Source organism: Achromobacter sp. EB05 (assembly GCF_044232075.1).
Lineage (GTDB): Bacteria > Pseudomonadota > Gammaproteobacteria > Burkholderiales > Burkholderiaceae_B > Achromobacter > Achromobacter dolens.
In genome coordinates this window covers 4168468-4193896 of record NZ_CP155917.1, presented here as the reverse complement: position 1 = coordinate 4193896, position 25429 = coordinate 4168468, and the positions used below count along the sequence as shown (strand labels likewise).

14 protein-coding genes are annotated in these 25429 nt (G+C 71.2%); 13 read left to right on the top strand and 1 reads right to left on the bottom strand.

The genetic code is table 11. The features are described 5' to 3' along the window. Window positions 1-7 precede the first annotated feature (7 nt). On the top strand, window positions 8-373 hold the full coding sequence (locus tag AAID08_RS19030) for a cupin domain-containing protein (protein ID WP_054417395.1): 366 nt from the start codon (window positions 8-10) through the stop codon (window positions 371-373). Window positions 374-458: 85 nt separating this feature from the next. On the opposite strand, the gene AAID08_RS19025 is transcribed toward AAID08_RS19030, so the two are convergent. Beyond that, window positions 459-854: a hypothetical protein gene (locus AAID08_RS19025; protein WP_395756774.1), complete on the bottom strand. Its 396-nt coding sequence runs from the start codon at window positions 852-854 to the stop codon at window positions 459-461. 226 nt (window positions 855-1080) lie between these two features. Between AAID08_RS19025 and AAID08_RS19020 the strand changes: the two genes are divergently transcribed. From AAID08_RS19020 to AAID08_RS18965, 12 genes are all read left to right on the top strand, one after another. Continuing rightward, complete coding sequence (locus AAID08_RS19020; protein ID WP_116791818.1) at window positions 1081-1776, top strand: secretin and TonB N-terminal domain-containing protein; 696 nt, start codon at window positions 1081-1083, stop codon at window positions 1774-1776. Window positions 1777-1787: 11 nt separating this feature from the next. After that, a complete protein-coding gene (locus AAID08_RS19015; RefSeq protein WP_231133029.1) occupies window positions 1788-2324 on the top strand; it encodes an RNA polymerase sigma factor in 537 nt (178 codons plus the stop codon). Window positions 2325-2328: 4 nt separating this feature from the next. Then, window positions 2329-3294 (top strand): FecR family protein, encoded by a 966-nt coding sequence (locus AAID08_RS19010; RefSeq protein WP_395756773.1) that lies wholly within the window; start codon window positions 2329-2331, stop codon window positions 3292-3294. A 183-nt stretch (window positions 3295-3477) separates the two neighbouring features. Continuing rightward, a complete protein-coding gene (locus tag AAID08_RS19005) occupies window positions 3478-16170 on the top strand; it encodes a filamentous haemagglutinin family protein (RefSeq protein WP_395756772.1) in 12693 nt (4230 codons plus the stop codon). 318 nt (window positions 16171-16488) lie between these two features. Further along, on the top strand, window positions 16489-18105 hold the full coding sequence (locus tag AAID08_RS19000; RefSeq protein ID WP_395756771.1) for a ShlB/FhaC/HecB family hemolysin secretion/activation protein: 1617 nt from the start codon (window positions 16489-16491) through the stop codon (window positions 18103-18105). A 37-nt stretch (window positions 18106-18142) separates the two neighbouring features. Continuing rightward, the gene (locus AAID08_RS18995) at window positions 18143-20050 is read left to right on the top strand and encodes a DUF2341 domain-containing protein (RefSeq protein WP_395756770.1); all 1908 of its coding nucleotides are present in this window, start codon (window positions 18143-18145) and stop codon (window positions 20048-20050) included. Between the two features lie 12 nt (window positions 20051-20062). Next, entirely contained in the window at window positions 20063-20482 is a 420-nt protein-coding gene (locus tag AAID08_RS18990) for a biopolymer transporter ExbD (protein WP_054417402.1), read from the top strand. A gap of 18 nt (window positions 20483-20500) precedes the next feature. Beyond that, window positions 20501-21214: a TonB C-terminal domain-containing protein gene (locus tag AAID08_RS18985; protein WP_395756769.1), complete on the top strand. Its 714-nt coding sequence runs from the start codon at window positions 20501-20503 to the stop codon at window positions 21212-21214. 36 nt (window positions 21215-21250) lie between these two features. Beyond that, window positions 21251-22954: a putative porin gene (locus tag AAID08_RS18980; RefSeq protein ID WP_395756768.1), complete on the top strand. Its 1704-nt coding sequence runs from the start codon at window positions 21251-21253 to the stop codon at window positions 22952-22954. 10 nt (window positions 22955-22964) lie between these two features. Further along, entirely contained in the window at window positions 22965-23660 is a 696-nt protein-coding gene (locus tag AAID08_RS18975; protein ID WP_372413636.1) for a DNA repair protein, read from the top strand. Window positions 23661-23768: 108 nt separating this feature from the next. Further along, the gene (locus AAID08_RS18970; RefSeq protein ID WP_175143173.1) at window positions 23769-24254 is read left to right on the top strand and encodes a YbjN domain-containing protein; all 486 of its coding nucleotides are present in this window, start codon (window positions 23769-23771) and stop codon (window positions 24252-24254) included. A gap of 104 nt (window positions 24255-24358) precedes the next feature. Continuing rightward, the gene (locus tag AAID08_RS18965) at window positions 24359-25429 is read left to right on the top strand and encodes a peptidylprolyl isomerase (RefSeq protein ID WP_395756767.1); all 1071 of its coding nucleotides are present in this window, start codon (window positions 24359-24361) and stop codon (window positions 25427-25429) included.

Sequence of the window (25429 nt, the reverse complement as noted above, 5' to 3'; positions counted from 1 at the left end):
AAATGCAGTGAAGCATGATCAATCGCGGCTGGTCCGCATCGATGCCGGCCCCATGAAGAACCCGGTGCCGGGCAAGCCCAAGCGTCCCATTTCAGGCGACGCGGCGTTCCGCACCGTGACCGCCTTCGAAGGCAATGGCGGCCGCGCCGAGGCCGGCGTCTGGGAAAGCACCGCCGGCAGTTTCCAGTCCAACACCACCGGCTACATCGAGTTCGGCTACATCGTCGAAGGCGCGGCGCGCCTGGTCGATCCGGACGGCACCGTGCATGAACTGACCGTGGGGGAGGCCTTCGTGATGCCGGAGGGCTATACCGGCCGCTGGGAAGTGGACCAGTTCGTCAAGAAGATCTATTTCATCAGCCGCACCGCCTGAGACCGGCGCGACGCTCGCCCGCCACGGTTCGAACAGGGCCGGGGCATGAACGATTGACGGCAGCCCGCGCGACGGCGCGCGTCCGCTACGGCGTCGGCCGCTGCGGGTAGGCCGAGGTGCCGAAGGTGTTGCCCATGCGGTTGCCGATGGTGGCGGGCGTGGGCAGGCCCATCTGGTTGGGCGGCCGTTGCGTGATGGCTTCCGAGCCGAGCGCGGGCGGCGGCTTGGGCGCGGCGTCGGGCGCCATCTTCTGGTTCAGGCAGTCATACGACAGGGCGCGGTAGCCGTTGACCTCGGTGTCGATGCAGGCGCCGGCCGGGGCGGACCTGCCGGTGGACGATGGCGGCGCGACGGGCGTGGCCCGGGGCGTAGGCGGTGTCTGGGCCGTAGGCGGAGTCTGGGCGCCCGCGGGCAGGGGCGCCATTGCCAGCGCCGCCAGCAGCAGGCTGGCGCGGCGCGAAACGAGGCAGGGGATGCGCATGCGGGTTCCTTGGCATAAAGGCCGGGCGGCGCGCGGCCGCCACCGATGAATCCAGTATAGGGACGCGCCGCTCCGCGTGGGTGACGGGTTTGTTGCGCTGGCGGGCGCGCGGCGGGGCGCGTGTCACGTCTGTTTCACACGGCGCCGCTACCATGCCGCTTCCGCCCTGCGTCCGGCCCGTCGCCGGCACGCAGTCGCCACGCCATCTAAGAGACATCGGGGTGTTATGACAGTCACGCAGGCGCCTGGGGCCGCTTGGGCGTTCGCCTGCTGGTTCGCCTTTGGCCTGTCGGTGCTGCCGCCGGCAGCGCTGGCGCAGCAGCGAGTGGCGGATGGCGCGCCGATCGCGTTCGACATTGCCGCGCAGCCGCTGGATGCCGCCCTGGCCGCCTATACCCAGGCGACCGGCATGGCGGTGCTGGTGACCAGCCGCCTGACGGCCGGCCGCCAAGGCAACGCGGTGCGCGGCCGGCTGGCGCCGCGCGAGGCGCTGGGCCTGTTGCTGGCGGGCACCGGACTGCAGGCCCGCTATAGTAGCGCGTCGGCGTTTACGCTGGTGGAGGCGCCCGCGAGCGCGCCCGCGCCGCGCGCGTCGGCCACGACGCCGTCGGCCGCGCTGACGCGCTATGCCGGCATATTGCAGAACACCGTGACGCGCGCACTGTGCCAGTGGACCGGCGCGCGGTTCGGTCGCTATCGGGCGTCGCTGCAACTGTGGATCGGCCGCAATGGCGTGGTGCGCCAGGCGCGGGTGCTGTCGGGCACCGGCGACGCGCGCCGCGACGCGGCGCTGGCCGGCGTGTTGTCGGGATTGATCATGGACACGCCGCCGCCGGCCGACCTGCCGCAGCCCGTGACCATCGTGCTGGCGCCACGCCCGGATCCGGATGCCGATTGCCGCCTGGCCGGCGCGGCGGGCTGACGCGCATGTCCATGACCGGCGACGCCCTGCGCAACCTGTTCCTGTCCAAGTACCAGGAATTCCGCAAGCGCCTGCGCATCCGGCTGGGGTCGGAAGACCTGGCCAACGACGCCATGCAGGAAGCCTGGCTGCGGGTCGACAGCCTGGCCGAGAGCGCGCCGGTGGAGTATCCGGCCGCCTATCTGTTCAAGATCGCCGCGAACGTCGCCGAGGACCAGCGCCGCGCCAATGCCCGCATCCTGTCGATGGCCGAGATCGAGGAACTGTACGACATGGCCGACGAGGCGGCGGGCCCGGCACAGGTGGCGGAGGGGCGCCAGCAGATCGAGGCGCTGGAGGCGGCGCTGGCCGAGTTGCCACGGCGGCGCCAGGCGATCGTGATCGCGGCGCGGGTCGATGAGGTGCCGCACCGCGAGATCGCCGAGCGTTTCGGCATTTCGGTGCGGACCGTGGAAAAGGAATTGCGCGCGGGGCTGGAGCACTGTTGCGGGAAATTGGAAAAAAAGTATGTCCAGCGCTACGGTCCCCAGGCCCGCGAAACGTCTTAGCTATATGACGATCCTGTTCAGACGCTCCCGCCTTGGTGGCGACCCCGCGGCCGCGCTCAAGCGCGAGGCCCAGGCGTGGGTCGTGCGGCTGGACTCGGGCCAGGCCAGCGTGGCCGATGGCGAAGCCTTTCGCCGCTGGTGCGGGCAGAGCGCCGAGCACGCGCGCATCTTCAAGGAAACGCGTAGCGCCTGGCAGCAATTGGCGCCGGCGGCGCGCCAGGCCCAGGCCGCGCTGGTACGCCGCGCCCGCAGCGCGCGGCCGGCGCGTCGCGCCTTCCTGGGCGGCGCGGTGGCGGCCTGCGGCGCCTGGCTGGCATTCAAGCCGCCATTGGGCCTGTGGCCCGCCGTTGACGAGCTGACCGCCGATGTGCGCAGCGGCACCGGCGAGCAGCGCCGCGTGGCGCTGGCCGGCGACGCCAGCGTGCAGTTGAATACGCAGACCCGCATCAACCTGTCGCGCAGCGGCCTGGCGCCGCAGATCGACCTGCTGGCCGGCGAGGTCGAGCTGGCGACGGCCGGCCAGCCCGTCAGCCTGACGGCGGGCGCCGGTCGGATCGACGCCTCGTCGGGATGCGTCAACGTGCGCTATACCGACGGCCAGGTGCGGGTGACCTGCCTGGAGGGCAGCGCCCGCGTCACGTCGCGGCAGGAGTCATTGGAACTGGCCGCCGCGCAGCAGGTGGTGTTGGGCCCGGGCGGCGCCAGCAGACCGCGGCGGGTGGACCTGGACGCGGTCACGGCGTGGCGCCGGGGCGTGCTGGAATTCAACAATGTGCCCCTGGCGCAGGTGGTCGACGAGATCAACCGCTATCGCCCCGGCCGCATCGTGCTGGTGGGCGACCGGCTGGCGGGCAGCCTGGTGCAGGCGCGCTTCTCGCTGGACCAGTTGGCCGACGCCGCGCTGCTGATTCGCGACGTGTATGGCGCCCAGGTTACGTCGCTGCCCGGCGGCATCGTGCTGCTGAGCTGAGCGCCGTGGCGCGCGTTGTCCCAAACGTGAAATATGAATTTTTTATGAAAAGGCGCAGTCGATGACGCTTTAAGCGGTCTAGGCACCCATGCGCAGAATCGCCCGGCCCGCGTCGCCTTCTTCCAGGCGCACCGGTCCCGGCGCTGCAGATGCCAGATCCGATTCCACGAAGGAAAAGCCGTCATGCCCAGCCGTCGTCACACCCTTGTCCCCTGCCGATCCCCGCGGCGTTCGCGCCGTCCCGCCTGGCGCCTGACGCCGGTGACGCAGGCACTGGCGGTGCTGCTGGTGGCGGGCGGTTGGGGCGGGGCGGCGCAGGCCCAGCCGCGCGCCTTCAGTCCGGGTTGGTTCGCCGACAAGGGCGCGGTGCAATCGACCGCGCAGCGCACCGGCCGCATGCCCGACGGCAGTCTGGCTGGCATCGGCAACAGCGCCCGCCAGCAGGCGCAATCGCGCCAGCAGTTGCAGCGCTCGCTGGACAACCTGAATCGCACGGCGGCGGCGGTGGCCGCGCAGCAGGCGGCGCAGGCGGCGGCGCGCGCTGCCGCGGCGGCCAATGGCTCGGCCGTGCCGGACGGGCTCGCGCCGGGCGGCCTGTGGATCGCCGAGGGCGCGCAGGCCAAATGGGAGGGCGCCAACAAGCCGACCACCGGCACCGACGGCGGCCGAAAGTTGGTGACGATCGAGCAGACGCAATCGCGCGCCATCCTGAACTGGGACACCTTCAACGTGGGCCGCAACACCACGCTGCGGTTCCAGCAGAAGGCCGACGACGCGGTGCTGAACCGGGTGGTGGGCGCATCGGCGCGGCCGAGCCAGATCCAGGGTGCGATCCAGGCCGACGGCACGGTGTTGGTGGTGAACCAGAACGGCGTGATCTTCAGTGGCGCCAGCCAGGTCAACGCGCGCAACCTGGTGGTGGCCGCCGCCACCATGAGCGACGCGCAGTTCCGCGAGCGCGGCATCTACGCCGACGCCGACGGCACCATTCCCACTTTCAAGGACGCGCTCGGCAAGATCGAGGTGCAGGCCGGCGCGCGCCTGGCCACGGCCACGCCCGGCAGCGCCACGCGCGGCGGCGGCTACGTGCTGCTGGCCGGCAAGGAAGTCCGCAACGCCGGCGAGATCAGCACGCCGCAGGGCCAGGCGCTGCTGGCGGCCGGCGACAGCTTCATCATCCGCCGCGGGCAGGGCTCGGACAGCAACATCGCCTCCACCACGCGCGGCAACGAGGCGCAGGCGGCCGGCGCCGGCCTGGTGCGCAACACCGGGCTGATCCAGGCGCCGCAGGGCGATGTGACCCTGACCGCGCAGCGCGTGGAGCAGGCCGGCGTGCTGGTGTCGAGCACCTCGGTGGATGCGCGCGGCACCATTCATCTGGACGCGCGCGGCAACGGCGCGGCGGTGACGCTGGCCGATGGCGCGGTCAGCGCCATCCTGGTGGACGCCAGCCTGACGACCGCGCTGGACGGCCAGCGCGCGAGCCTGCTGCAGCCGGCCGTGGGCGGCAACACCGCGCTGATCCCCGGCGACGAATTCCGCCGCGACCTGTCGCTGCTGCGCATCAGCAGCCAGGGCACGGTGGACTTCCAGGGCGGTTCGCTGTCGCTGGCCACCGGCGGGCAGGTGGCGGTCAAGGCCGATGGCCGCGCGCTGGTGCGCGACGGCGCGCGCATCGACGTGGGCGGCGCGGTCGGCGTGATCGTGTCGATGGAGTCCAACAACCTCAAGATCAACCTGCAGGGCAACGAACAGCGCGACGCCCCGATCAACCGCGACAGCAAGCTGCTGAACAACAGCGAGGTGTGGCTCGATCGCCGCGACCTGGTGCGCCTGGCGGCGGGCAGCGGCGGCAACGATGCCGACCGCTGGTACACGGCCGGCGGGCTGCTGGAAGTGGGCGGTTACCTGGGCACGCTGGGCGTGCCGGTGAGCCACTGGTTGGCGCAGGGCGGCGTGGTGCGCTTCGATGGCGCCGAGGTGGTGACGCAGGCCGGCTCGGCCATCAACCTGTCGGGCGGCACGCTCGACGTGCAGAGCGGCGAGATCCGCCAGAGCTGGCTGCGCGGCGAGGACGGCCGCCTGTACCTGGCCGACCGCGCGCCGGGCGATCTGCTCTACAGCGGCCTGTACCGGGGCTACGAGGCGGTGTCGCGGCGCTGGGGCGAGAACGCCACGCGGCGCTTCTACAACCCGCTGATCGCGCCGCCGACGCGCTACGAATCGGGCTACACCGTGGGCCGCGACGCCGGCGCGCTGGTGGTCTCGACCCGCAACGCGGTGCTCGATGGCGACGTCATCAGCGACACTTACCAGGGCGACCGCCAGACGCGCGCGCCGGTGGCCGGCCAGGACGGCTACAGCCAGTCGCACCGCAACGCGGCGCGCGCGGCGCAGTTCGTGGTGGGCACCTACAAGCCTTATTACGACAACGCCGGCAACTTCCTGCGCTACCAGCTCGGCGCCGGCGGCGCGGCCGCCGAGGTGGTGGTGGGCCGGGATCTGGCGGGCCGCTCCGCCGGCCTCGAACTGGCCGATGCGCTGCCCGCCGAGATGAAGGGCAAGGTGTTCCTGGACGCCGACCGCCTGAACGGGTTCAGCCTGGGCGCCATCCGTCTGGCGGCCACCCGGGCCGTGCGCGTGGATGCCGGCTTGCGCAGCGCCGACGGCGGCGAGATCACGCTCTATGCGCCCACTGTCGACATCAATGCGGATCTGGTCAGCCGCGGCGGCCTGATCCAGGCGGGCAACACGCTGCGCCAGCCGGGCACGGCCGGCCGGCTCGAAGATGTTTCGCTGTTGCCGACCAATAATGCCAAGGCCGCGCTGCGCGTGGCCGGCGGCGTCGTGCTGGATGCGCGCGGCGTGTGGAGCAACCTGAAGGAGGATCCGGCCGCGCAGCGCGGCCTGGCCGTCATCGACGGCGGCCGCGTGTCGCTGCGCGGCACGGGCGACGTGGCGCTGGCGGCGGGCAGCCTGATCGATGTGTCGTCGGGCGCGGCGCTGCTGACCAGTGGCGCGTTGCAGGGCGGGCGCGGCGGCAGCGTGACGCTGGAAGCCAACGCCGTCAGCACGCAGCCGGCCTCCGGCGGCAAGGTGGCGCTGGCCGGCGCGGTGCGCGGTTACGGCGTGAGCGGCGGCGGCGCGTTCAGCCTGGCCAGCGGCGGCGCCCTCGTGCTGGGCGGCCCCGCCGATGGCCAGGCGGCCGATGCGGTGCGGCTGGATCCGTCCTTGTTCCAGGCCGGCTTTGCCAGCTATGACCTCAACGGCCATGGCGGCCTGCGGGTCGCCGATGGCGCGGATATCGCCGTCGCCATGCCGGTATGGCGCATGCGTCGGGAAGGCGGCGCGCTGCCGCTCACGGGCACCGACCCGGCCGAGGCCCTGTCGCTGTGGACCCCGCCGCTGTACACGGAAGATCCCAAGCGCGGCAGGCTGACCCAGCGTGGCGGCGCCAGCCTGGCCCTGCGCTCGGACCGCGACGCCCTTGGCGGCGTGCTGGAGATCGGCGCGGGCGCGCGGGTGGCGGTGGATCCAGGCCAGTCGATCCGCCTTGCCGGCGGCGACCAGATCACGGTGCTGGGCCGCCTGGTGGCGCCCGGCGGCCTGATCTCTATCCTGGACACTCGGGTGGACTCGCAGCAGAACTACACGCCCAAGGCCAACGGCCGCTCGGTGTGGATCGGCGAGAAAGGCGTGCTGGACGTGGCGGGCGACAGCCACGTCGCGCTGGCCACCGACGGCCGCCGCTATGGCGTGGCGCGCGCGGGCGGCAGCATCGAGATCGGCGGCGCGCTGGACTGGGAGGCCGATGCCTACGCCCCGCGCCGGCCGATGGACCGGCACCTGATCCTGCGCCCCGGCTCGCTGCTGGACGCGTCGGGCGCGCAGGCGCTCGTGGACCTGCCCGGGCGCGGCGCCACGCTGCTGGCCTACAACGGCGGCAGCATCGTGCTGGCGTCGGCCAACAGCCTGTACCTGGACGGCGACCTGCGCGCCATGGCGGGCGGGCCGGGCGCGGTGGGCGGAACGCTGGGCGTGGCGCTGGCGCCGGCCTTCTACCAGAGGAACCTGGCCGAGGCCGCGGTGTTGACGCCGCGCGTCCTGACGCTGTCGCGGCAGAAGGGGGCCTCGCTGCTGCCCGCCGGCCTGCGTCCGGGCGAGTCTGGCGCCGACCTGCGCTATGGCGCCGGCGGCCTGGGCGTGGACCAGGTCCAGGCCGGCGGCTTCGGCAGCCTGGCGTTGTTCGCGTCGGTAAGGGCCGACAGCGGCCTGACGCTGGCCATGCCCCAGAGCCTGCGCCTGTCGGGTCCGCTGATGTTGAGCCAGAGCGCGCCCGAGGGCAGCGTGGTGGCCCTGTCGGCCCCGTACCTGTTCCTGAATCACGCGGCCTATGCGCCGCCGCTGGGATCCGACAGCGTGGTGCAGGTCGGCATGGTGGCGCCGGACTGGCTCAAGCGCGGGCATCGCCTGGTGCTGGACGCCGGCATGATGGATCTGCGCGGCATGCGCGACTTGCGCAGCTTCGATGACGTCCAGGTCAACCTGGCCGGCGACCTGCGCCTGACGGGCGTGTCCGTGGGCCAGGACTTCAATGGCAACACGCTGCTGGCCGCGCCCAACCGCCTGACGATCACCGCGGCCCAGATCTATCCCGCCACCGGCGGCGGCGGCGGGATTGCGGCGGGCGAATACTACGGGCAAGGGGGCGGCAATGCGCTGAAGAATCCGGATGCGGTGCTGACCATCCGGCGCGCCACGGATGCAATGCCCGAGGTGCCGTATTCCGCCTTCGGTTCGGTGACGTTGTCGGGGCCCAATATCGTCCAGGGCGGCGTGGTGCGCGCGCCGCTCGGCTCGATTGTCTTCATGGGGCCCGAGGGCGCGCCGTCCAGCGTGCGTTTCCTGGCCGGCAGCGTAACCTCGATCAGCGGCCAGGGGCTGGTAATGCCCTATGGCGGCACCACCGACGGTATCAAGTACCTGTACGGCGGACAGGAGATCCGGGTCGCGGGCGTGGGCGGCAATGACCTGAACGGCGCGCCGTCCCGCATGATCCAGATCAACATGAAGTCCATCGCGGCCGAGGCCGGCTCGCTGCTGGACCTGTCCGGCGGCGGCGAACTGACCGGCGCCGCGTTCGTGCGCGGACGCGGCGGTTCGGTGGACGTGCTCAAGTACGCCATGGCCGACGCCAATCCCGGCTTCGGTTTCAGCAAGTCCGGCAGCGCCGTCTATGCCATCGTGCCCGGCTTCGGCGGCGACTATGCGCCGGCCACCAAGGACGCCGCCATGCCCGCGTACGGCCAGCGCGTCACCATCGGCGCCGGCGTGCCGGGGTTGCCGCCCGGCACCTACACGCTGTTGCCCGCCAATTTCGCCATGCTGCCGGGCGCGTTCCGCGTCGAGGCCGGCGCGCCGGGTGTGTTCGACGCGGCGCGGGCCGCGCCGACCCGTGGCGGTTCCTGGGTGACCACGGGCCGCATGACGGCGCCGGGCGTCGATCCGGGCGCGGTGCCCGCCAGCCAACTGCTGGTGACGCCGGGCGCCGTGGTGCGCCGCCATGCGCAATACAACGAGACCTCGTACAACGCTTTCCTGGTGGCGAACGCGGCCCGCACCGGCACGCCGTTGCCGATGCTGCCGGCTGACGCGGGCATGCTGCGCCTGAAGCTGACGCCGGGGGCGGGCCGCGAGGGCACGCCGGCCCTGGCGTTCGGCGGCGAGGCGCGCTTCGCCGCGGCGCCGGACAGCAGCGGCGCGGGCGGCACGCTGGCCGTGGACGTGCGCGGCGGCGGCCTGGAAATCCTGGGCCCGGGGCAGGCGCCGGCCCTGGCCGGCCCTGGCGTGGCGGTCTCGGCCGACGCGCTCAATGCCTTGCGTCCGGCCCGCATGGTGCTGGGCGGCGTGATAGGCGCCTCCACCCAAGCCGATTCGCTCGGCGCGATCAGCCTGGGCGGCGACTCCCAGCGCGTGCTGGTGCGGGGCGGCGCCCGCCTGTACGCGCCGGAGCTCGTGCTGCTGGCGCCCTCCAACGGCAATATCACCGTTGAGCAGGGGGCCGTCCTGTCCACCGTCGGGCTGGGAGCGGCGCCGCAGGACGCGCGTGGCGGCTATTACTACTCGCTCCAGTCCAACGGCGCGCTGGTCCTGTCCAATGGGCTGGTCAACCTGCGGCCCCCGGCGCAGGATGGCCGCGTGGCCATCGACATCGGCGCCTGCGCCGGCGTTTGCACGGGAACCACGCGCCTGGTATCGGAAGGCACGATTGGCGCGGCCACCAACGGCGCCTTCACCTTGCGCGACAACGTCGAGTACGGCACGCGCAACCTGATGCTGAGCGTGTCCGGCCTGAACCTGGGTTCGCCACAGGCGCTGGCCCAGGCTGCGGCGGCAGGACAACTGCCGCCCGGCCTGGCGCTGGACCAGGAGGCCCTGGCGCGGCTGCTGCGCGGCAATACGGCGCTGGGCGCGCCCGCGCTGGAAAGCCTGATCCTCAATGCGGGAGAGTCCATCAACGTCTATGGCGCGGTGACGCTGGACACGCGCGCCGCGGCCGGACCCTCCGCCTTGCGGCGGCTGGTGCTGGGCGCGCCGGCCGTGTATGGCTACGGCGCGGCCGGCGACACGGCGCGCATCAGCGCGCCGGAAGTCGTCTGGGCGGGTTCCGTCCAGGCCACGCCGGCCGGCAATGTGCCGCTGGGCTACGACACGCCCGCCGCGCCGGGCGGCGCGGTGCTGGACCGCCTGGGCGACGGCAGCCTGACCATCGCGGCCGACGTCATCCGCTTCGACTATTCGCCCTACACCCTGCCGGCCTCGCTGGTGCCGGCCAACCGCCTGGCGCTGGGCTTTGCCGCGGTCAACCTGGAGGCGGCCCGGATGATCACGGGCGGGTCGACCGGCAACCTGCAGGTCTACCACAAGCAGAACGGCTACGTGGCGGGCGAAGGCTGGCGCTACCAGGGCGGCGATCTGACGCTGCGCACGCCGCTGTTGACAGGCGAGGCGGGCGCGACGCTGGCGTTGCGCGCCGGCGGCACGCTGGCGCTGACGGGCACCGGCGCCGTGGCGCCGGCCCGCGATGTGCTGGGCGCCACGCTCGACCTGAAGGCGCGGCGCGTGACGCTCGATTCGACCGTGGCGCTGCCGTCGGGCAAGCTGAGCGTCAAGGCCGACGAGGACATCACGCTGGCGGGCGGCGCGCGCATCGACCTGTCGGGCCGCGCTTTCACGGCCTACGACGCGGTGCGCTATAGCTGGGGCGGCGACCTCGAACTGAACAGCGTGGCCGGCAACATCGTCCAGGCCGCCGGCTCGGTCATCGACCTGTCGGCGCGCAACCAGCGCGGCGGCCGCATGCAGGCCGTGGCGCTGGGCGCGGCGGGCGGCCGCGTGGCGCTGGACGGCGCCGTGCTGGGCGGGGCCAGCGGCGAGCGCGATGCCGGCGGCACGCGCGTACCCTATGACGGCGCCGAGATCACCCTGCGCGCGCAGACGCTGGCGGATTTCGCTGGCCTGAATCAACGTCTGAATCAGGGCGGCGTCACCGGCGCCCGCCGCTTCCAGGTCAAGCAGGGCGATCTGGTGGTGGGCGACGAGGTGCGCGCGCGCATGGTCGAAATCAGCGTCGACGGCGGCAGCCTGACGGTCAATGGACGCATCGACGCCAGCGGGCGGCAGGTCGGCAGCATCCGCCTGGCGGCGCGCGACGACCTGCGCATCAACGGCCTGCTGGACACGCATGGCGAACGCCTGCGCCTGGACAGCTATGGCAAGGTCATCGACGCCGCCAACCGCGCCATCATCGAACTGACCTCGCGCGACGGCACGCTGGCGCTGGACGCCGGCGCGCGCTTCGACCTGCGCGCCGGCACCGACGACCCGAGCCGCCTGGGCGGCCGCCAACTCGGCACGCTCGACCTGAATGCGCGCCGCCTGGGCGGCGGCGCGGAACGCGGCGCGATTGCCGGATCGGGCGATGGCGCCAATGACGTGGCCATCCGCATCACGGGCACGCCGCAGATCCTGGGCGCCAAGACCGTCGCCGTGAACGCCTTCCGCCGCTACGATGACGCGCCGCTGGCGCCCAGGCCCGACGTCAGCGGCAAGACGCCGCAACTGATCACGCAGGCCTACCTGGACGGCATCGATGGCGAGAGCGTGGCCTACATGAACGCCGCGCTCGGCAATGGCGCGCTGACCGCCCGGCTGGCGGCGCTGGGCCCGTATCACCTGCGGCCCGGCGTCGAGATCGTCAGCGCCACGCCCGATGGCAATCTGACGGTATCGGGCGACATCGACCTGTCGAACTACCGCTACGGCCCCAACGCCAACCGCGCGGTGGCCGCGCTGCGCGGCTATGGCGAACCCGGCAAGCTGGTGCTGCGCGCCGGCGGCGACCTGGCCATCCACGGCAGCATCAACGACGGCTTCGCGCCGCCGCCCGAGACCATCGACGACAGCGGCTGGAAGCTGGTCGAAGGGCGTTTCCTGGACAATGGCCAGACGCCGTTCGGTGAAGACCTGGTGGTGCCCACCGATGGCGTCCAACTGGAAACGGGCACCATCTTCCCGGCCGGCCGGGCGCTGAACTACGACCTGCCGGCGCAGGCCGCCACGCTGCCGGCCGGCACCGTGCTGCCGATGGCGGCGACGCTGAACGGCCCGCTGGCGCTGCCCGCCGGCCTGGTGCTGACCGGCGACCTGACGCTGGCCGACGGCCGCGTGCTGCGCGCCGGCACGGTGCTGCAGGAGGCGCTGGCGCTGGGCGCGGGCGCCCGCCTGGGCGCGGGCTTCACGCTGCGCAACGAGGCGGCGCTGCAGGCCTTCACCTGGCCCAAGGGCGTGCCGCTGCCGGCGGCGCTCAAGGCCAGCGCGCGCCTGGACCTGGCGCGCGGCTCGCTGATCCCGTCGCAGACTTTCATCGAACTGCCGGGCCATCAACCCATCAACCTGCGGCCGGTCGGGCCGGATGGCCGCCAGGGCCGCAACTGGGCGCTGGCGCCGATGCTGGGCGAAGGCGCCAGCGCCTGGAGCCTGATGGCGGTGGCGGGCGCGGACCTGACGGCGGCCGACATGGCGGCGCGCCGGGCGGACGGGCAGGGCGACATCATCCTGGCCGACACGCATTACGGCCGGCTGGGCTTTGGCACCAAGACCATCACCAGCGTATTCATCGGCGACCGCGGGCTGACGCAGACCGCCATCGACGAGTTGGGATTGGACCAGTCCCTGCTGGGAACCTCGCCAAAGCCCATTGCCGAAAGCTTCTTCATGAGTGAGGACGACTTCTGCAACGGCACGGGCTACTGCGAGGCGGCTTCGCGCACGCTGACGCTGGAGGGGGCGCTGCTGTACTTCGGCGACCCGGCCTACGTCGGCTATTCGGTCAGGAAGCTGGCGCAGGAATGGTTCATGGATGAGAACGAGGTGTGCTTCGACGTCAGCTATTGCGCAGGCGGCGGCCGCACCGAGACCACGGTGAAGCGCGACTACCGCTACGGCGACCGCGCGCCGCTGTTCAGCGTGCTGCGCACCGGCACCGGCGACCTGTCGCTGCTGGCCGGGCGCGATGTCGGCATGGCGTCGGTCTACGGCGTGTACACGGCCGGCGCGCCCTCGTCGCTGGGGGCGCCGCTGGACGCGCGCTTCAACCTGCCGCGGGGCACCACCGACGATGACGCCGTGCTGGGCACCATCCAGCACGACGGCAAGTACGACGCGGCGCTGGCCGCCTATCGCGCCTGGTACCCGGACCAGGGCGGCAACCTGACCGTGGCGGCGGGGCGTGACATCTACGGCGATGCATGGAGCGCGAATTCCATGAACGCCCAGCGCTATGGCGCTCAGGATGTCGAATACACCAAATACCCCAGCGCCGCGCTCAGCAACTGGCTGTGGCGCCAGGGCAGCGTGGGCATGCCGGGCGTGAACGACATCGCGTCGAGCTGGTGGATCAATTTCGGCACGTACGCGGCCAATGCCTCGACCAACAGCCAGCAGCCGCGGGTCGTGGGTTTCACCGGCTTCGGCACCCTGGGCGGCGGCAATCTCAGCATCAGCGCCGGACGCGATGCCGGCGTGCGCGATGCGCGCGGCGACGCGCTGCTCAACAACAATCTGGCATCCGGCCGTTCGCAGGCCCTGGTGGCTGTGGTGGCCGGCACCGGCCGGGTGGTCGACGGCGACCTGGTGTTGACCGGCGGCGGCGACATGGATCTGCGCATCGGCGGCGCGTACAACCCCAATCTGCGCGCGATGCAGCAGACCGACGGCAGCGCTGGCACCGGCACCGGCCATGCCGGCAACTTCGAGGATGTCGATCTGAACGGGCTGCTGGTCAATCTGCGCGGGCAACTGGCGCTGACGGCGGGCCGCGTCGGCGGCATCTCGCTGTTCTATGGCGACGGCGCTCAGCTACGCGCGCCCGATATGTCCGCGGTGGGCGGCGGCAAGCCCATGGGCGGGCCGCGCCTGCTGCTGGGCGATGCGGTGGCCTCGCTGGATACGCGCGGCGACCTGGTGCTGGCCGATGCGCCGGATCCCGGCCGCGTGCGCCAGATCAACACCAGCCCCTACACCCAGGGCAGCCTGTCCAAGGGCGGCGGCGCCGAAAGCTGGTTCACGTTGTGGACGCCGGCCACGGCCATCGACCTGTTCTCGGCGGGCGGCAACCTGACGCCGCTGACCACCAACAATACCTTCAAGCCGGGCACCGACCTGCTGACCGATGACACGACCCGCGTCGGCGCGCAGCGGCAGGTGAACTACCTCTATCCGTCCAAGCTGGGCGTGACGGCGGCCGGCGGCAATATCATCCTGGCCGCCACCACGCGCGAGGCGGAAAACGTCAATCACGTGCTATTGCTGGCGCCGTCGTCCAGCGGTGAATTGTCGATGCTGGCCGGCGGCTCGATCTTCGCCGCGGGCGCGCATGCGGTGTCGATGTCGGGCACGGATACGCCACTGCCGACACCGTGGCGTCCCGGCTTCATGGCCATCAATGCGGGCGAGAACAACGACCAGACCATCTTCAATGTCTCGGTCGAGGGCAACAAGGTCTGGCAGAACTCGCCCAAGCCGCTTTTCACGTTCGGTCCCAATACGCCATTGGATGCGTCGCCGCGCGAAGGCGGAACGGCAGTGGCGCGTTTCCATGCCGTGGATGGCGATATCGTCGGCCTGCGCGCCGGCGCCGAGACGCGGATCATGACGGATACCTTGCAGGGGCGGCCGCGCACCGTGCTGACCTGGTACGAGGCCGCGCTGCCGGTCTCGGTGCGGGCGGGACGCGACATCCTCGGGATGAGCGCGCTGGGCCTGCACAGCAATGCCAACGACCTGTCGCAGGTGAGCGCCGGGCGCGACATCGTGCGGGCCGACCTGAAGGTGGCCGGTCCTGGCGCGATGCTGGTGCAGGCCGGCCGCAACATCCGCCAGGACGATGTGGCCAGCGTGGTCAGCCTGGGCACGGTCGTGCGCGGCGATGCGCGTCCCGGCGCCGATATCGCGGTGCTGGCGGGCGTCGGGCCGCAGGGCCCGGACTACGCCGGCCTGCTGGCGCGCTACCTGGATCCGGCACGCGCGCTGGCCGCGGGCCAGACCCTGGGGGCCTATCCCGATCGCGTGGCGCAGTCCTATGCCGGCGAGCTGTCGCTGGCCGGCTGGCTGCGCCAGGCGTACGGCTACCAGGGCGACGAGTCGGGCGCGGCGGCCGAACTGGCGCGCCGCCAGGGCATGCTGGATGCCGAGGCGGCGGCCGATCCGGCGCGCAAGCGCCGCGACCTGATGCAGGACTATCGCCAGGAAAGCGAGCTGCACCTGGTCAACTGGCTGCGCCTGCATCATGGCTACGCCGGCGGCGAGGACGGCGCGCGCGCCGCGCTGGATGCGCTGGCGCCCGCGCAGCAGGGCCTCTACGCGCGCCAGTTGTACTTCGCCGAATTGCGCAAGGGCGGCCGCGAGTACAACGAGCAGGGCGGCCCGCGCACCGGCAGCTACCTGCGCGGCCGCCGCGCCATCGCGGCGCTGTTCCCGCAGACCGACGCCGAAGGCGCGCAGCGCCTGTACCAGGGCGACTTCACCATGTATGGCGGCGCCGGCCTGCGCACTCTGTTCGGCGGTAACATCCAGGTGCTGACGCCGGGCGGCCAGCAGGTGCTGGGCATCGAAGGCGCGGCGCCGCCGGCGACGGCGGGCGTGGTGACGCAGGGCCAGGGCGACATCCAGCTCTATGCGCTGGGCAGCGTGCTGCTGGGCCAGAGCCGCATCATGACCACCTTCGGCGGCCACATCCAGGCCTGGTCGGCCGAGGGCGACATCAACGCCGGCCGCGGCGCCAAGACCACCGTGCTCTACACGCCGCCCAAGCGCGTCTACGACGCCCTGGGCAACGTCACCCTGGCGCCCACGGCGCCGTCGACCGGCGCCGGCATCGCCACGCTGGCGCCGATCGCCGAGGTGCCGGCGGGCGACGTCGACCTGATCGCGCCGCTGGGCACCATCGACGCGGGCGAGGCCGGCATCCGCGTGTCGGGCAACGTCAACGTCGCGGCGCTGCATGTGGTCAACGCGGCCAACATCCAGGTGCAGGGCGACAGCAAGGGCATTCCGGTGACGGCGGTGGTCAACACCGGCGCGCTGGCCTCGGCCAGCGCGGCGTCCTCGGCCGCGTCCGGCGCGGCCGAGGATTCGGCGCAGCGCGCCCGCCAGCAGGCGCGGCAGAACCAGCCGTCCGTCATCAGCGTGCAGATCCTGGGCTATGGCGAGGAACCGCTGGCCGGCGCCGGCGCCGCGCCGCAACCGCGCGCGGCCACGCCGTCCTACCGTCCCGACGGCGTGGTGCAGGTGCAGGGCGTGGACAGCGGCGGTTGACGCCGGGGGGCGGGCGGTCGGCAAAAAGCCGGCTGCCAGTCACGCCATCGTCATGAAGATGGCGCGTGAAAAACGGCTCAGGGCCCGGCGAAAACCGGGCCCTGATGCTTTTCCGCGTAGCTTCTCCCCGGGCCCGCGCTGTTTCATGAAATTTTTCTTACAACGCGCAGTCCGCGCCGCCCGAGAACGTCTAGTAACAAGCAGAAGCTGTAGACGCGGGTATGCGGGCAGAAAACCGTAACGGGATTGTCGCAAACGCGCTGCACGGTAGCGGCCGGTGCCAGACCGGCTATCACACAAGGAACTGAGTGCATCGCTATGCATGATTTCGAGAGCAGGGGCGGCGCGCTGCGCGCCATGATGCGCGGCGCGCCGGTGGCGGCGGCGCTGGCGCTGGCCGCGAGCGTGGCCGGGGCGCAGCCGGCGCCGGCCGCGCAGGAGGCGCGCCGCGTCAACGTCAACGAATACATCGTGCGCGGCAACACCGTGCTGGATGCCCGCGACATCGAGAAGGCCGTCTATCCCTACCTGGGACCGGACCGCACGCTGGCCGACATCGAAGCCGCGCGCGAAGCCTTGCAGGCCGTCTACCAGGAACGCGGCTACCAGTCCGTGTACGTTGACCTGCCCGAGCAGCAGGTGACCGACGGCATCGTGTTCCTGCAGGTCGCCGAGACCAAGGTCGGCCGCGTGCGCGTGGTGGGCGCGAAACACTATTCGCCGCTGGCCATCCGCGACGAGGTGCCGGCGCTGAAGGAGGGCGAGGTGCCCAACTTCAACCAGGCGCAGGCCGAGCTGACCAGCCTGAACAAGGGCGCCAGCCGCCAGGTGGTGCCGCTGGTCAAGGAAGGCCGCATCCCCGGCACCATGGACGTGGACCTCAAGGTCGAGGACAAGAACCCGTGGCATGCCAGCCTGGGCCTGAACAACGACTACAGCGCCGACACCACGCGCCTGCGCAGCACGGCGTCGCTGGGCTACGACAACCTGTGGCAACTGGGCCATTCGGTCAGCCTGACGTTCTTCACCGCGCCGCAGGAAACCGACAACGCCAAGGTCTGGTCCGGCTCCTACTCGATGCCGCTGGACAAGCAATGGAGCCTGCAGTTCACCGGCTACAAGAGCGACAGCAACGTGGCCACCATCGGCGGCACCAATGTGCTGGGCAAGGGCTACTCGTTCGGCATGAGCGCCATCTACACCCTGGCGCCGCAGGGCGATTGGTACAACTCGCTGTCGGTCGGCCTGGACTACAAGAAGTTCGACGAGACCACGCGCTTTGGCGGCAACGAAGACCTGATCCCGCTCAAGTACGTGCCGTTCACCTTCTCGTACAACGGCTACCGCTATTCCGAGTCGTCGCAGAGCAGCGTCGGCCTGTCGCTCGTGGGCGCCAGCCGTTCCTTCTTCGGCCTGGGCAGCGACTGGAAGGAATTCGACGACAAGCGCTACCGCGCCAGCCCCAGCTTCGCGCTGCTGCGCGGCGACGGCACCCACACGCAGAACCTGTTCGGCGACTGGCAACTGGGCCTGCGCGCCGGCTTCCAACTGGCCTCGGGCGCGCTGGTCTCGAACGAGCAATTCTCCGCCGGCGGCAGCACCAGCGTGCGCGGCTACCTGGCCGCCGAGCGCACCGGCGACGATGGCTTCCTGGGTTCGGTCGAGTGGCGCACGCCGTCGCTGGCGCGCTGGCTCGGCAGCAATGTCAACGAGTGGCGCTTCTATGCCTTCGCCGATGCGGCCACGCTGCGCCTGCGCGACCCGCTACCCGAACAGGACGCCAGCTACTCGCTGGCCAGCGTCGGCCTGGGCACGCGCCTGCAGGTGCTGGACTGGCTGTCCGGCTCGCTGGACTGGGGCTATCCGCTCAAGGACGGCCCCAACACCAAGAAACACGATCCCCGACTGAACTTCAGCGTCCGCGCCAGTTTCTGAGCGCGCGCGAAACCGTATTTATCCCGGAGTCCTGACCATGCAACGCTTATTGATGCTCCTACTGACCGTGCTGGCCGGCGTGCTGCCGTCCGCCGCCAACGCCTGGTGGCAGTCCGACTGGCAGTACCGCAAGCAGATCACCGTCGACAGCACGCCGCAGGGCGCGCCGCTGGGCGCCGCCGCCGGCCGCGCGCCGTTGCTGGTGCGGCTGCACACCGGCAACTTCACCTTCGACGGCATCAACGAGAAGGGCGCGGACATCCGCTTCGTGGCCGGCGATGACCAGACCGTGCTGAACCACCAGTTGGAAGCGTTCGATCCGCTGCTGGGCATGGCGCTGATCTGGGTGGACCTGCCGGCGCTGGCCGACGGCCAGCGCCAGGACATCTGGATGTACTACGGCAACCAGAAGGCGCCGGCTTCCGCCAACGGCCAGTTGACCTTCGACCCGAACTACACGCTGGTCTACCACTTCGACGGCGCGGCCGGCGCGCCGCCGCGCGACACCACCGGCAACAGCAACAACGCCCAGACGCCCATGGCCGCCGCGGTCGACGGCGTGATCGGCCGCGCCGCCCAATTCGCTGGCGGCGCGCCGCTGATGCTGCCCGCCAGCCCCTCGCTGGCCGTGCCCGCCGCGGGCGCCTTCACCTTCAGCGCCTGGGTGCGCGCCGACCAGCCGGCCGGCGAGCAACTGGTGTACGCGCGCCGCGACGGCGGCAACGCGCTGCTGATCGGCATCAACCAGGGCGTGCCCTTCGTCGAAGTGAACGGCCAGCGCAGCCAGCCCGGCCAGTCGCTCACGCCCGCGACCTGGCAGCACCTGGCCGTGACCGCCGATGGCAGCCAGGTCACGCTGTACGTGAACGGCCGCGCCACCTCATCGCTGGCCGTCAGCCTGCCGCCGCTGAACACGCCCGCCGCCCTGGGCGGTGACGTGCCCGCGCCGGCGGCGGCCACCGCGCCCGCCAATGCCGACGCCGCGCCGGCCGAGGCCGCCGCCGCTCCGGCGCCGCGCGTGTACGCGCCGTTCGTCGGCGCCATCGACGAAGTGCGCCTGTCGCGCGTTGCCCGTCCCGCCGCGCTGATCCTGGCCGACGCGATCTCGCAGGGCGCCGAATCGCGCCTGGTGGCCTACGGCAACGACGAGGAACAGTCGGGCTTCGGCTTCGGCGGCCTGGGCTTTTTGCTCAAGGCGGTGCCGATCGACGCCTGGGTCATCATCGCCATCCTGGCGCTGATGATGGTGCAGTCGTGGATCATCATGATCAAGAAGAGCCGCAACGTCGCCCGCGTGGCGCGCGCCAACGAGGTCTTCCGCGAGTCCTTCGCCAAGGTCGGCCAGCGCCTGGAACTGCTGGCCGACGACAAGGCCCTGGCCCAGCGCCTGGAGCACGCCTCGCTGTGGCGCCTGTACCGCGTGGCGGTCAATGAAATCCGCACCCGCCGCGAGCAGGGCGCCGACACCAGTTCTATCTCGGCCGCCACCATCGAAGCCATCCGCGCCTCGATGGACGCCGTCCGCACCAAGGAAAACCAGTTGCTGGGCGCCAGGCTCGGCTCGCTCTCGAACGCCATTGCCGGCGGCCCGTACATCGGCCTGCTGGGCACGGTGCTGGGGATCATGGTGGTGTTCCTGGGCACCGCCATGGCCGGCGACGTGAACATCAACGCCATCGCCCCGGGCATGGCCGCCGCGCTGCTGGCCACCGCCATGGGCCTGTTCGTCGCCATCCCGGCGCTGTTTGGCTACAACCGCCTGGTCTCGCGCAACAAGGAAGTCGGCGCCGACATGCGCGTGTTCGTCGACGAGTTCGTGACGCGCCTGGCCGAAGTGCATGGCGAAGGCCAGGCCCAGGAAGCCGCCCACCACGGCGGCGCGCGCGCGCCCGTCGCCAGCCGTCCGGCCGTGCGCGATGCGCAGCCGGCCGCCGCCGAAGCATAAGGAGACGACCCCATGGCTTCCGTATCCGCTTCCCAGGACGATGACGACGACGCGCCCGTGGACGGCATCAACATCACGCCGCTGGTCGACGTGCTGATGGTCGTGCTGGTCATGTTCATCCTGACCGCCACGGCGCAGATCGCCGGCATCAAGGTCAACCTGCCCAAGGCCAGCTCGTCCATCGCCCTGTCGCAGCCCAAGACGAAGGCGATTTCCGTCAACGACGCGGGCCAGGTGTTTCTGGACGCCTACCCGGTGACCCTGCCTGAGCTGGAAGACCGGCTGCGCACGGAGAAGGCGCTGAATCCCGACTTTCCGGTGATCGTGCGCGGCGACGCCGCCGTGCAGTACCAGAAGGTGGTGGAAGTGCTGGACCTGCTGCGCCGGCTGGAACTGGCCCAGGTCGGGCTGGTCACCGGCAAGCCGAAATAAGGGGCCGAGGCAACCGTCATGCCGCACCACGCATCCGATTCCCCGCGCACCCCCCATCCCGCGCGCCGCTGGCTCAAGCTGGCGGCGGTGGCGGTGGTGTCGATCGCGGTCGCCTGCGCGCTCTGGCGCTGGGCCAACGACATGGCCGGGGTGCGCCGCGACGCGCCCAAGGTCACCGCGATCATCCCGCTGCCGCCGCCTCCGCCGCCGCCGCCCGAGCCGGAAAAGCCGCCGGAGCCCGAGCCGCCCAAGGAAGAGCCGGTGGCCACGCCCGAACCCGAGCCGCAGCCCACGCCCGAACCGCCCAAGCCGCAGGACGAGGCGCCGCCGCGTCCGGCCGACGACCTGGCCAACCCGATGCAGATCGACGGCGATGCCCAGGCGGGCAGCGACGCCTTCAACATCGGCGCCGGCCAGGGCAAGGGCATGGCCGGCGGCGGCGGCGGCCGCGCCGGCAACGCCACCTACAGCCAGTACCTCGCCTACGCGCTGCAGAAGATCCTGCGCGAAGACGAGCGCACGCGCAATCTGACCTTCCGCCTGCAAGCCAACATCTGGCTCACGGCCAGCGGCCAGATCACGCGTGTCGAACTGACCCGTTCCAGCGGCGATGCCGACGTCGACGCCCGCGTGGTGGCGGCGTTGCGCGCGGTGCCGGGCCTGGATGAACGTCCGCCGGCCTCGGCCAGCATGCCGATCCGGGCATCGCTGACCGGCCGCCGCCCCTCCTGAAGTGCTGAATTGAACCGATCCTGGAGTGCCAAGAGAATGAAGTTCCAATTGAACCGGTTGGCGGCATCGCTGGCCCTGGCCGCGGCGGGCGCCGCCGTGGCGTTGCCGGCCACGGGCAACGCCGCGCCCGCCCCGTCCGAGAACGCCACCATCAACCTGATCCGCCTGCTGGTGCAGCAGGGCGTGCTCAAGCCGGAGCAGGCCGAGGCCCTGGTGGCCCAGGCCGAAGCCGAGGCCAAGGCCGCCCGCGCCGCGCCGCAGGACCGCGGCGCCGCCGTGGCCCAGGCGGGGGACGTGCGCGTGCCCTATATCCCGCAGACCGTGCGCGACCAGATCCGCGACGAGGTCAAGGCGGAAGTGATGGTGCAGGCCAAGGCGGAAAACTGGGCCCAGCCGAATACCTTCCCCGATTGGGTGTCGCGCATCACCATCGACGGCGACGTGCGCGTGCGCGACGAGTCGCGCCTGTACTCGGGCAACAACAGCAACGAAATCGTCGACTTCGCCAAGCTCAATGCCAAGGGCCCGTACGACCTGAACCGCAACACCAACGGCAACTACCCGCCGATGCTGAACACGCGCGAGGACCGCCGCAACCAATTGCGCATCCGCGCCCGGCTGGGCGTGCGCGCCGACATCTCGGAATCCTGGACCGCGGGCATCCGCCTGGCCACCGGCAGCGACGACAGCCCGGTGTCGACCTCGCAGACGCTGGGCGGCGGCATGGGCAAGAAGGACATCTGGCTGGACCAGGCCTACCTGACCTACCGCCCCGCCAAGTGGGCCACGGTCACGGGCGGCCGCATCGCCAACCCGTTCGAGTCGACCGACATGTTGTTCTCGAACGACCTGAACTTCGACGGCATTGCCGCGATCTTCAAGCAGCCGCTGGAAGGCCGCGACGTGACGCTGTTCGGCACCCTGGGCGCCTTCTCGACCGAGTACGGCTCGAACGGCTGGAACTCGTCGTCGTTCTCCGAGGGCAAGAGCGAGGACAAGTGGCTGCTGGCCGCCCAGGCCGGCGCCGACTGGAAGATCGACAGCCGCAACAGCCTGCGCGGCGCGCTGGCCTACTACCATTTCGACAACATCGCCGGCAAGCGCTCCAGCGCCTGCTCGCCCTGGGCCGGCCAGGAGAACTGCGACACCGACTGGTCGCGTCCGGCCTTCATGCAGAAGGGCAACACCCTGTTCCTGCTGCGCAACATCACGTCCAACCCGCTCGACCCCGCCAACACGCCGCAGCCGCAATACGTCGGCCTGGCGTCCAAGTTCGACCTGCTTGACCTGAACCTGCGCTGGGACACGCGCGTGTTCGACGGCCTGGGCCTGCGCCTGAACGCCAATTACCTGCGCAACCTGGCCTATAGCAAGAGCAAGATGGCGAGCCGTTCGCAAGGCCAGCTCGTCAATAACGTCGGCGAGAACGGCGACATCGAAAGCGGCCCCAACGCCTGGATGCTGCAGGCCACGCTGGGCCGTTCGTACGACCTGAAGGAGAAGGGCGACTGGCTGGCCTTCGTCGGCTACAAGTACATCCAGCCGGACGCGCTGCCCGATGCCTTCAACGATTCGTCGTTCCACCAGGGCGGCACCAACGCGCGCGGCTACTACATCGGCGGCGGCTATGCCTTCGACAAGAACGTGTACGGCGTCCTGCGCTGGATGAGCACGCGCGAGATCTACGGCGCGCCGCTGTCCATCGACACCATGCAGTTCGAGATCAACGCCAGGTTCTGAGGCCATGGACATGCATAGCTTATGGGATGAATCGAGCCCGCCCCGGGCATTGGGGCGCGGCCGGCGGCTGGCCGCCGCCGCGGCCCTGTGCGCCGCGGGCCTGAGCGTGGCGCTGCCGGCGCACGCCGAAACCATGGAAGAGCGCCTGCGCGCCCAATTGCGCGGCACCACCCAGCAACTGCAGCAACTACAGAGCGAGCAGGCCCAGGTCAACGCCGCCAAGGCCGCCGCCGAGGCCCAGCGCGACGCCGCCCAGAAAGAGCTGGAGGCGCTGCGCGGCCAATTGGCCAAGGCCAAGGGCCAGGCCGAGAAGCTGGCCGAGCAGCAGGGCGCGGTCATGGAAAGCGCCCAGGCGCAGGTGGCCGCCAGCCACGCGCAGTTGGGCAAATTCAAGGGCGCCTATGACGAACTGCTGACGCTGTCGCGCGCCAAGGAGGCCGAACGCCAGACCCTGGCGCGCGCCCTGGCGCAGCGCGACACCGAGGCCAAGGCCTGCATCGCCAAGAACCGCGAGATGTACGAAGCGGGCAAGGAGATCCTCAATGCCTACGAGCGCATCGGCGCCGGCGGCATCCTGGCCATGAAGCAGCCCTTCGCCGGCAGCGCGCGCGTCAAGTTCGAGGAGCAGGCGCAGGCATATGGCGACAGGCTGTACGACGCGCAGGTCGGCGCCGCCGCGCCGCCGGCGCCGCCGGCCCAACCTTGAGCGCCAGGGGCGCTGTCTTATCTCTTTCATGCAGGGAGACTGTAATGAACGGCTTTGCCTGCGGACCGATCTCTCTGAATTGATCTCTTTTACCTAGGAATGACTGCAATGAACGACTCCAGCCTGATTCTCGACGTGAATGTCGAACGCCTGCAGGAACTGCTGCAATCCGCCGGCTATCGCGTCACCGTGTCCGAGCAGAACGGCATGGTGCAATTGCTGAGCGCCAGCCAGGGCGTGGGCTTCGCCGCGCGCATGGGCAACCCCGCCGTCGAATCCGGCCGCTACCTGGACTACACGCTGAGCTGCGCGTTGCGCGTGCAGGGCGAACTGCCGCCCGGACTGGCCGAGCGCTGGAACGTTGAAAAACGCTTCGCCCGCCTGACGCTGCAGGGGGTGTTCCTGGTGCTGGAACTGGACGTGATCCTGGCCGGCGGCGTGTCCGAGAACTACCTGCGCGCCACCGTCGAGCTGTGGGACCGCCTGTTGCAGGAGTTCCTGCTGTTCCTGCGCGCCAACGCCTCCGCCGAAGCCGGCGCCGATGCCGACGCCGTTGAACCGCGGCAGGACGCCGCCACCGAGGCGCTGAACTGATCCATCCGCCCGGCCCGGCGCCTGGCGTTCGGGACGGCAACGTCCCCAACCCCCCAGGCCGCCGTGGCGGCGAATGGCGCATCCAGGCAAGTGAGGTTCCGACCATGAACATTCTCCCCAATCAGCCCGCGCGGCTGCGCGTGACCGCCGCGGTGCTGCTGATCGCGGTGCTGGCCGGCGCGGTGGCGCTGATGCGCGGCAGCCCGGCGCAGAGCAGCGAATCCAGTCCCGTGCCCGCCAAGGCGGCGGCCGCGCCGGAAAAGGGCGCGGCGCCGGCCGCTGCCGCCGCCGCCCAGCCGGCCCCGGCAAAGGCGCCAGCCGTGGCCACCCTGGGCGCGGTGCAGGTGGACCGCGACGAACTGGCGCGCCAGCTCGAATCGCTGCCGCCCGAGGCCCGGGCCCAGCTCAAGGGCAATCGCGCCGGACTGGACCAGTGGCTGCGCGCGCGCCTGGCCGAAAAGGCGCTGGTCGAACAGGCCCGCGCCCAGGGCTGGCCGGAGCGACCCGAACTCAAGCGCGCCTTCCAGGCGGCGCAGGAGCGCATCGTGCTGCAGACCTACCTGGATTCGGTCAGCCGCGCGCCTGACGACTATCCGGCCGAGGCCGACCTGCGCGCCGCCTACGAGCGCGCCAGGCCGCAACTGGCGCAGCCGGCGCTGTACCGCGTCAGCCAGATCTTCCTGCCGGCGGCGCTGGGCGACGGCGAGGCCGTGGCCGCCGCGCGCAGGCAGGCGCAGGACCTGGCCAGGCGCGCCCAGGCGCCCAAGGCGGATTTCGCGGCGCTGGCCAAGAGCCATTCGCAGGACGCTTCGACCCGCGCCCAGGGCGGCGACATCGGCTACGTGCCGTTGGCGCAGTTGACGCCCGAAATGCGGCCTGTGGTCGAGCCGCTCAAGCCCGGCGAGGTGGCGGCGCCGGTGCAGTCGGCGGCGGGCTTCCATATCCTGAAGCTGGTGGACCTGCGCCCGGCCAGCGTGACGCCCTACGAGCAGGTCAAGGACGAGTTGCGTGCCGCGTTGCGGACCCAACGCCAGGAACTGGCGGCGAGGGCTTACCTGGAGGGGCTGCTGAATGCAGGAACCGTCAGCATTGATGGCGCGGCACTCAATGCCGCGTTCGACCAGAGCGCGGCCGCCGCGTCCGCCCAACCCGCCGTCGCCGCTCGCGCGCCCTGA

What these genes read in the sequence shown, in the direction of transcription:
- AAID08_RS19025 (WP_395756774.1), bottom strand. Translation starts at nt 854, where the DNA reads ATGCGCATCCCCTGCCTCGTTTCGCGCCGCGCCAGCCTGCTGCTGGCG.
- AAID08_RS19020 (WP_116791818.1), top strand. Translation starts at nt 1,081, where the DNA reads ATGACAGTCACGCAGGCGCCTGGGGCCGCTTGGGCGTTCGCCTGCTGG.
- AAID08_RS19015 (WP_231133029.1), top strand. Translation starts at nt 1,788, where the DNA reads ATGACCGGCGACGCCCTGCGCAACCTGTTCCTGTCCAAGTACCAGGAA.
- AAID08_RS19010 (WP_395756773.1), top strand. Translation starts at nt 2,329, where the DNA reads ATGACGATCCTGTTCAGACGCTCCCGCCTTGGTGGCGACCCCGCGGCC.
- AAID08_RS19005 (WP_395756772.1), top strand. Translation starts at nt 3,478, where the DNA reads ATGCCCAGCCGTCGTCACACCCTTGTCCCCTGCCGATCCCCGCGGCGT.
- AAID08_RS19000 (WP_395756771.1), top strand. Translation starts at nt 16,489, where the DNA reads ATGCATGATTTCGAGAGCAGGGGCGGCGCGCTGCGCGCCATGATGCGC.
- AAID08_RS18995 (WP_395756770.1), top strand. Translation starts at nt 18,143, where the DNA reads ATGCAACGCTTATTGATGCTCCTACTGACCGTGCTGGCCGGCGTGCTG.
- AAID08_RS18990 (WP_054417402.1), top strand. Translation starts at nt 20,063, where the DNA reads ATGGCTTCCGTATCCGCTTCCCAGGACGATGACGACGACGCGCCCGTG.
- AAID08_RS18985 (WP_395756769.1), top strand. Translation starts at nt 20,501, where the DNA reads ATGCCGCACCACGCATCCGATTCCCCGCGCACCCCCCATCCCGCGCGC.
- AAID08_RS18980 (WP_395756768.1), top strand. Translation starts at nt 21,251, where the DNA reads ATGAAGTTCCAATTGAACCGGTTGGCGGCATCGCTGGCCCTGGCCGCG.
- AAID08_RS18975 (WP_372413636.1), top strand. Translation starts at nt 22,965, where the DNA reads ATGCATAGCTTATGGGATGAATCGAGCCCGCCCCGGGCATTGGGGCGC.
- AAID08_RS18970 (WP_175143173.1), top strand. Translation starts at nt 23,769, where the DNA reads ATGAACGACTCCAGCCTGATTCTCGACGTGAATGTCGAACGCCTGCAG.
- AAID08_RS18965 (WP_395756767.1), top strand. Translation starts at nt 24,359, where the DNA reads ATGAACATTCTCCCCAATCAGCCCGCGCGGCTGCGCGTGACCGCCGCG.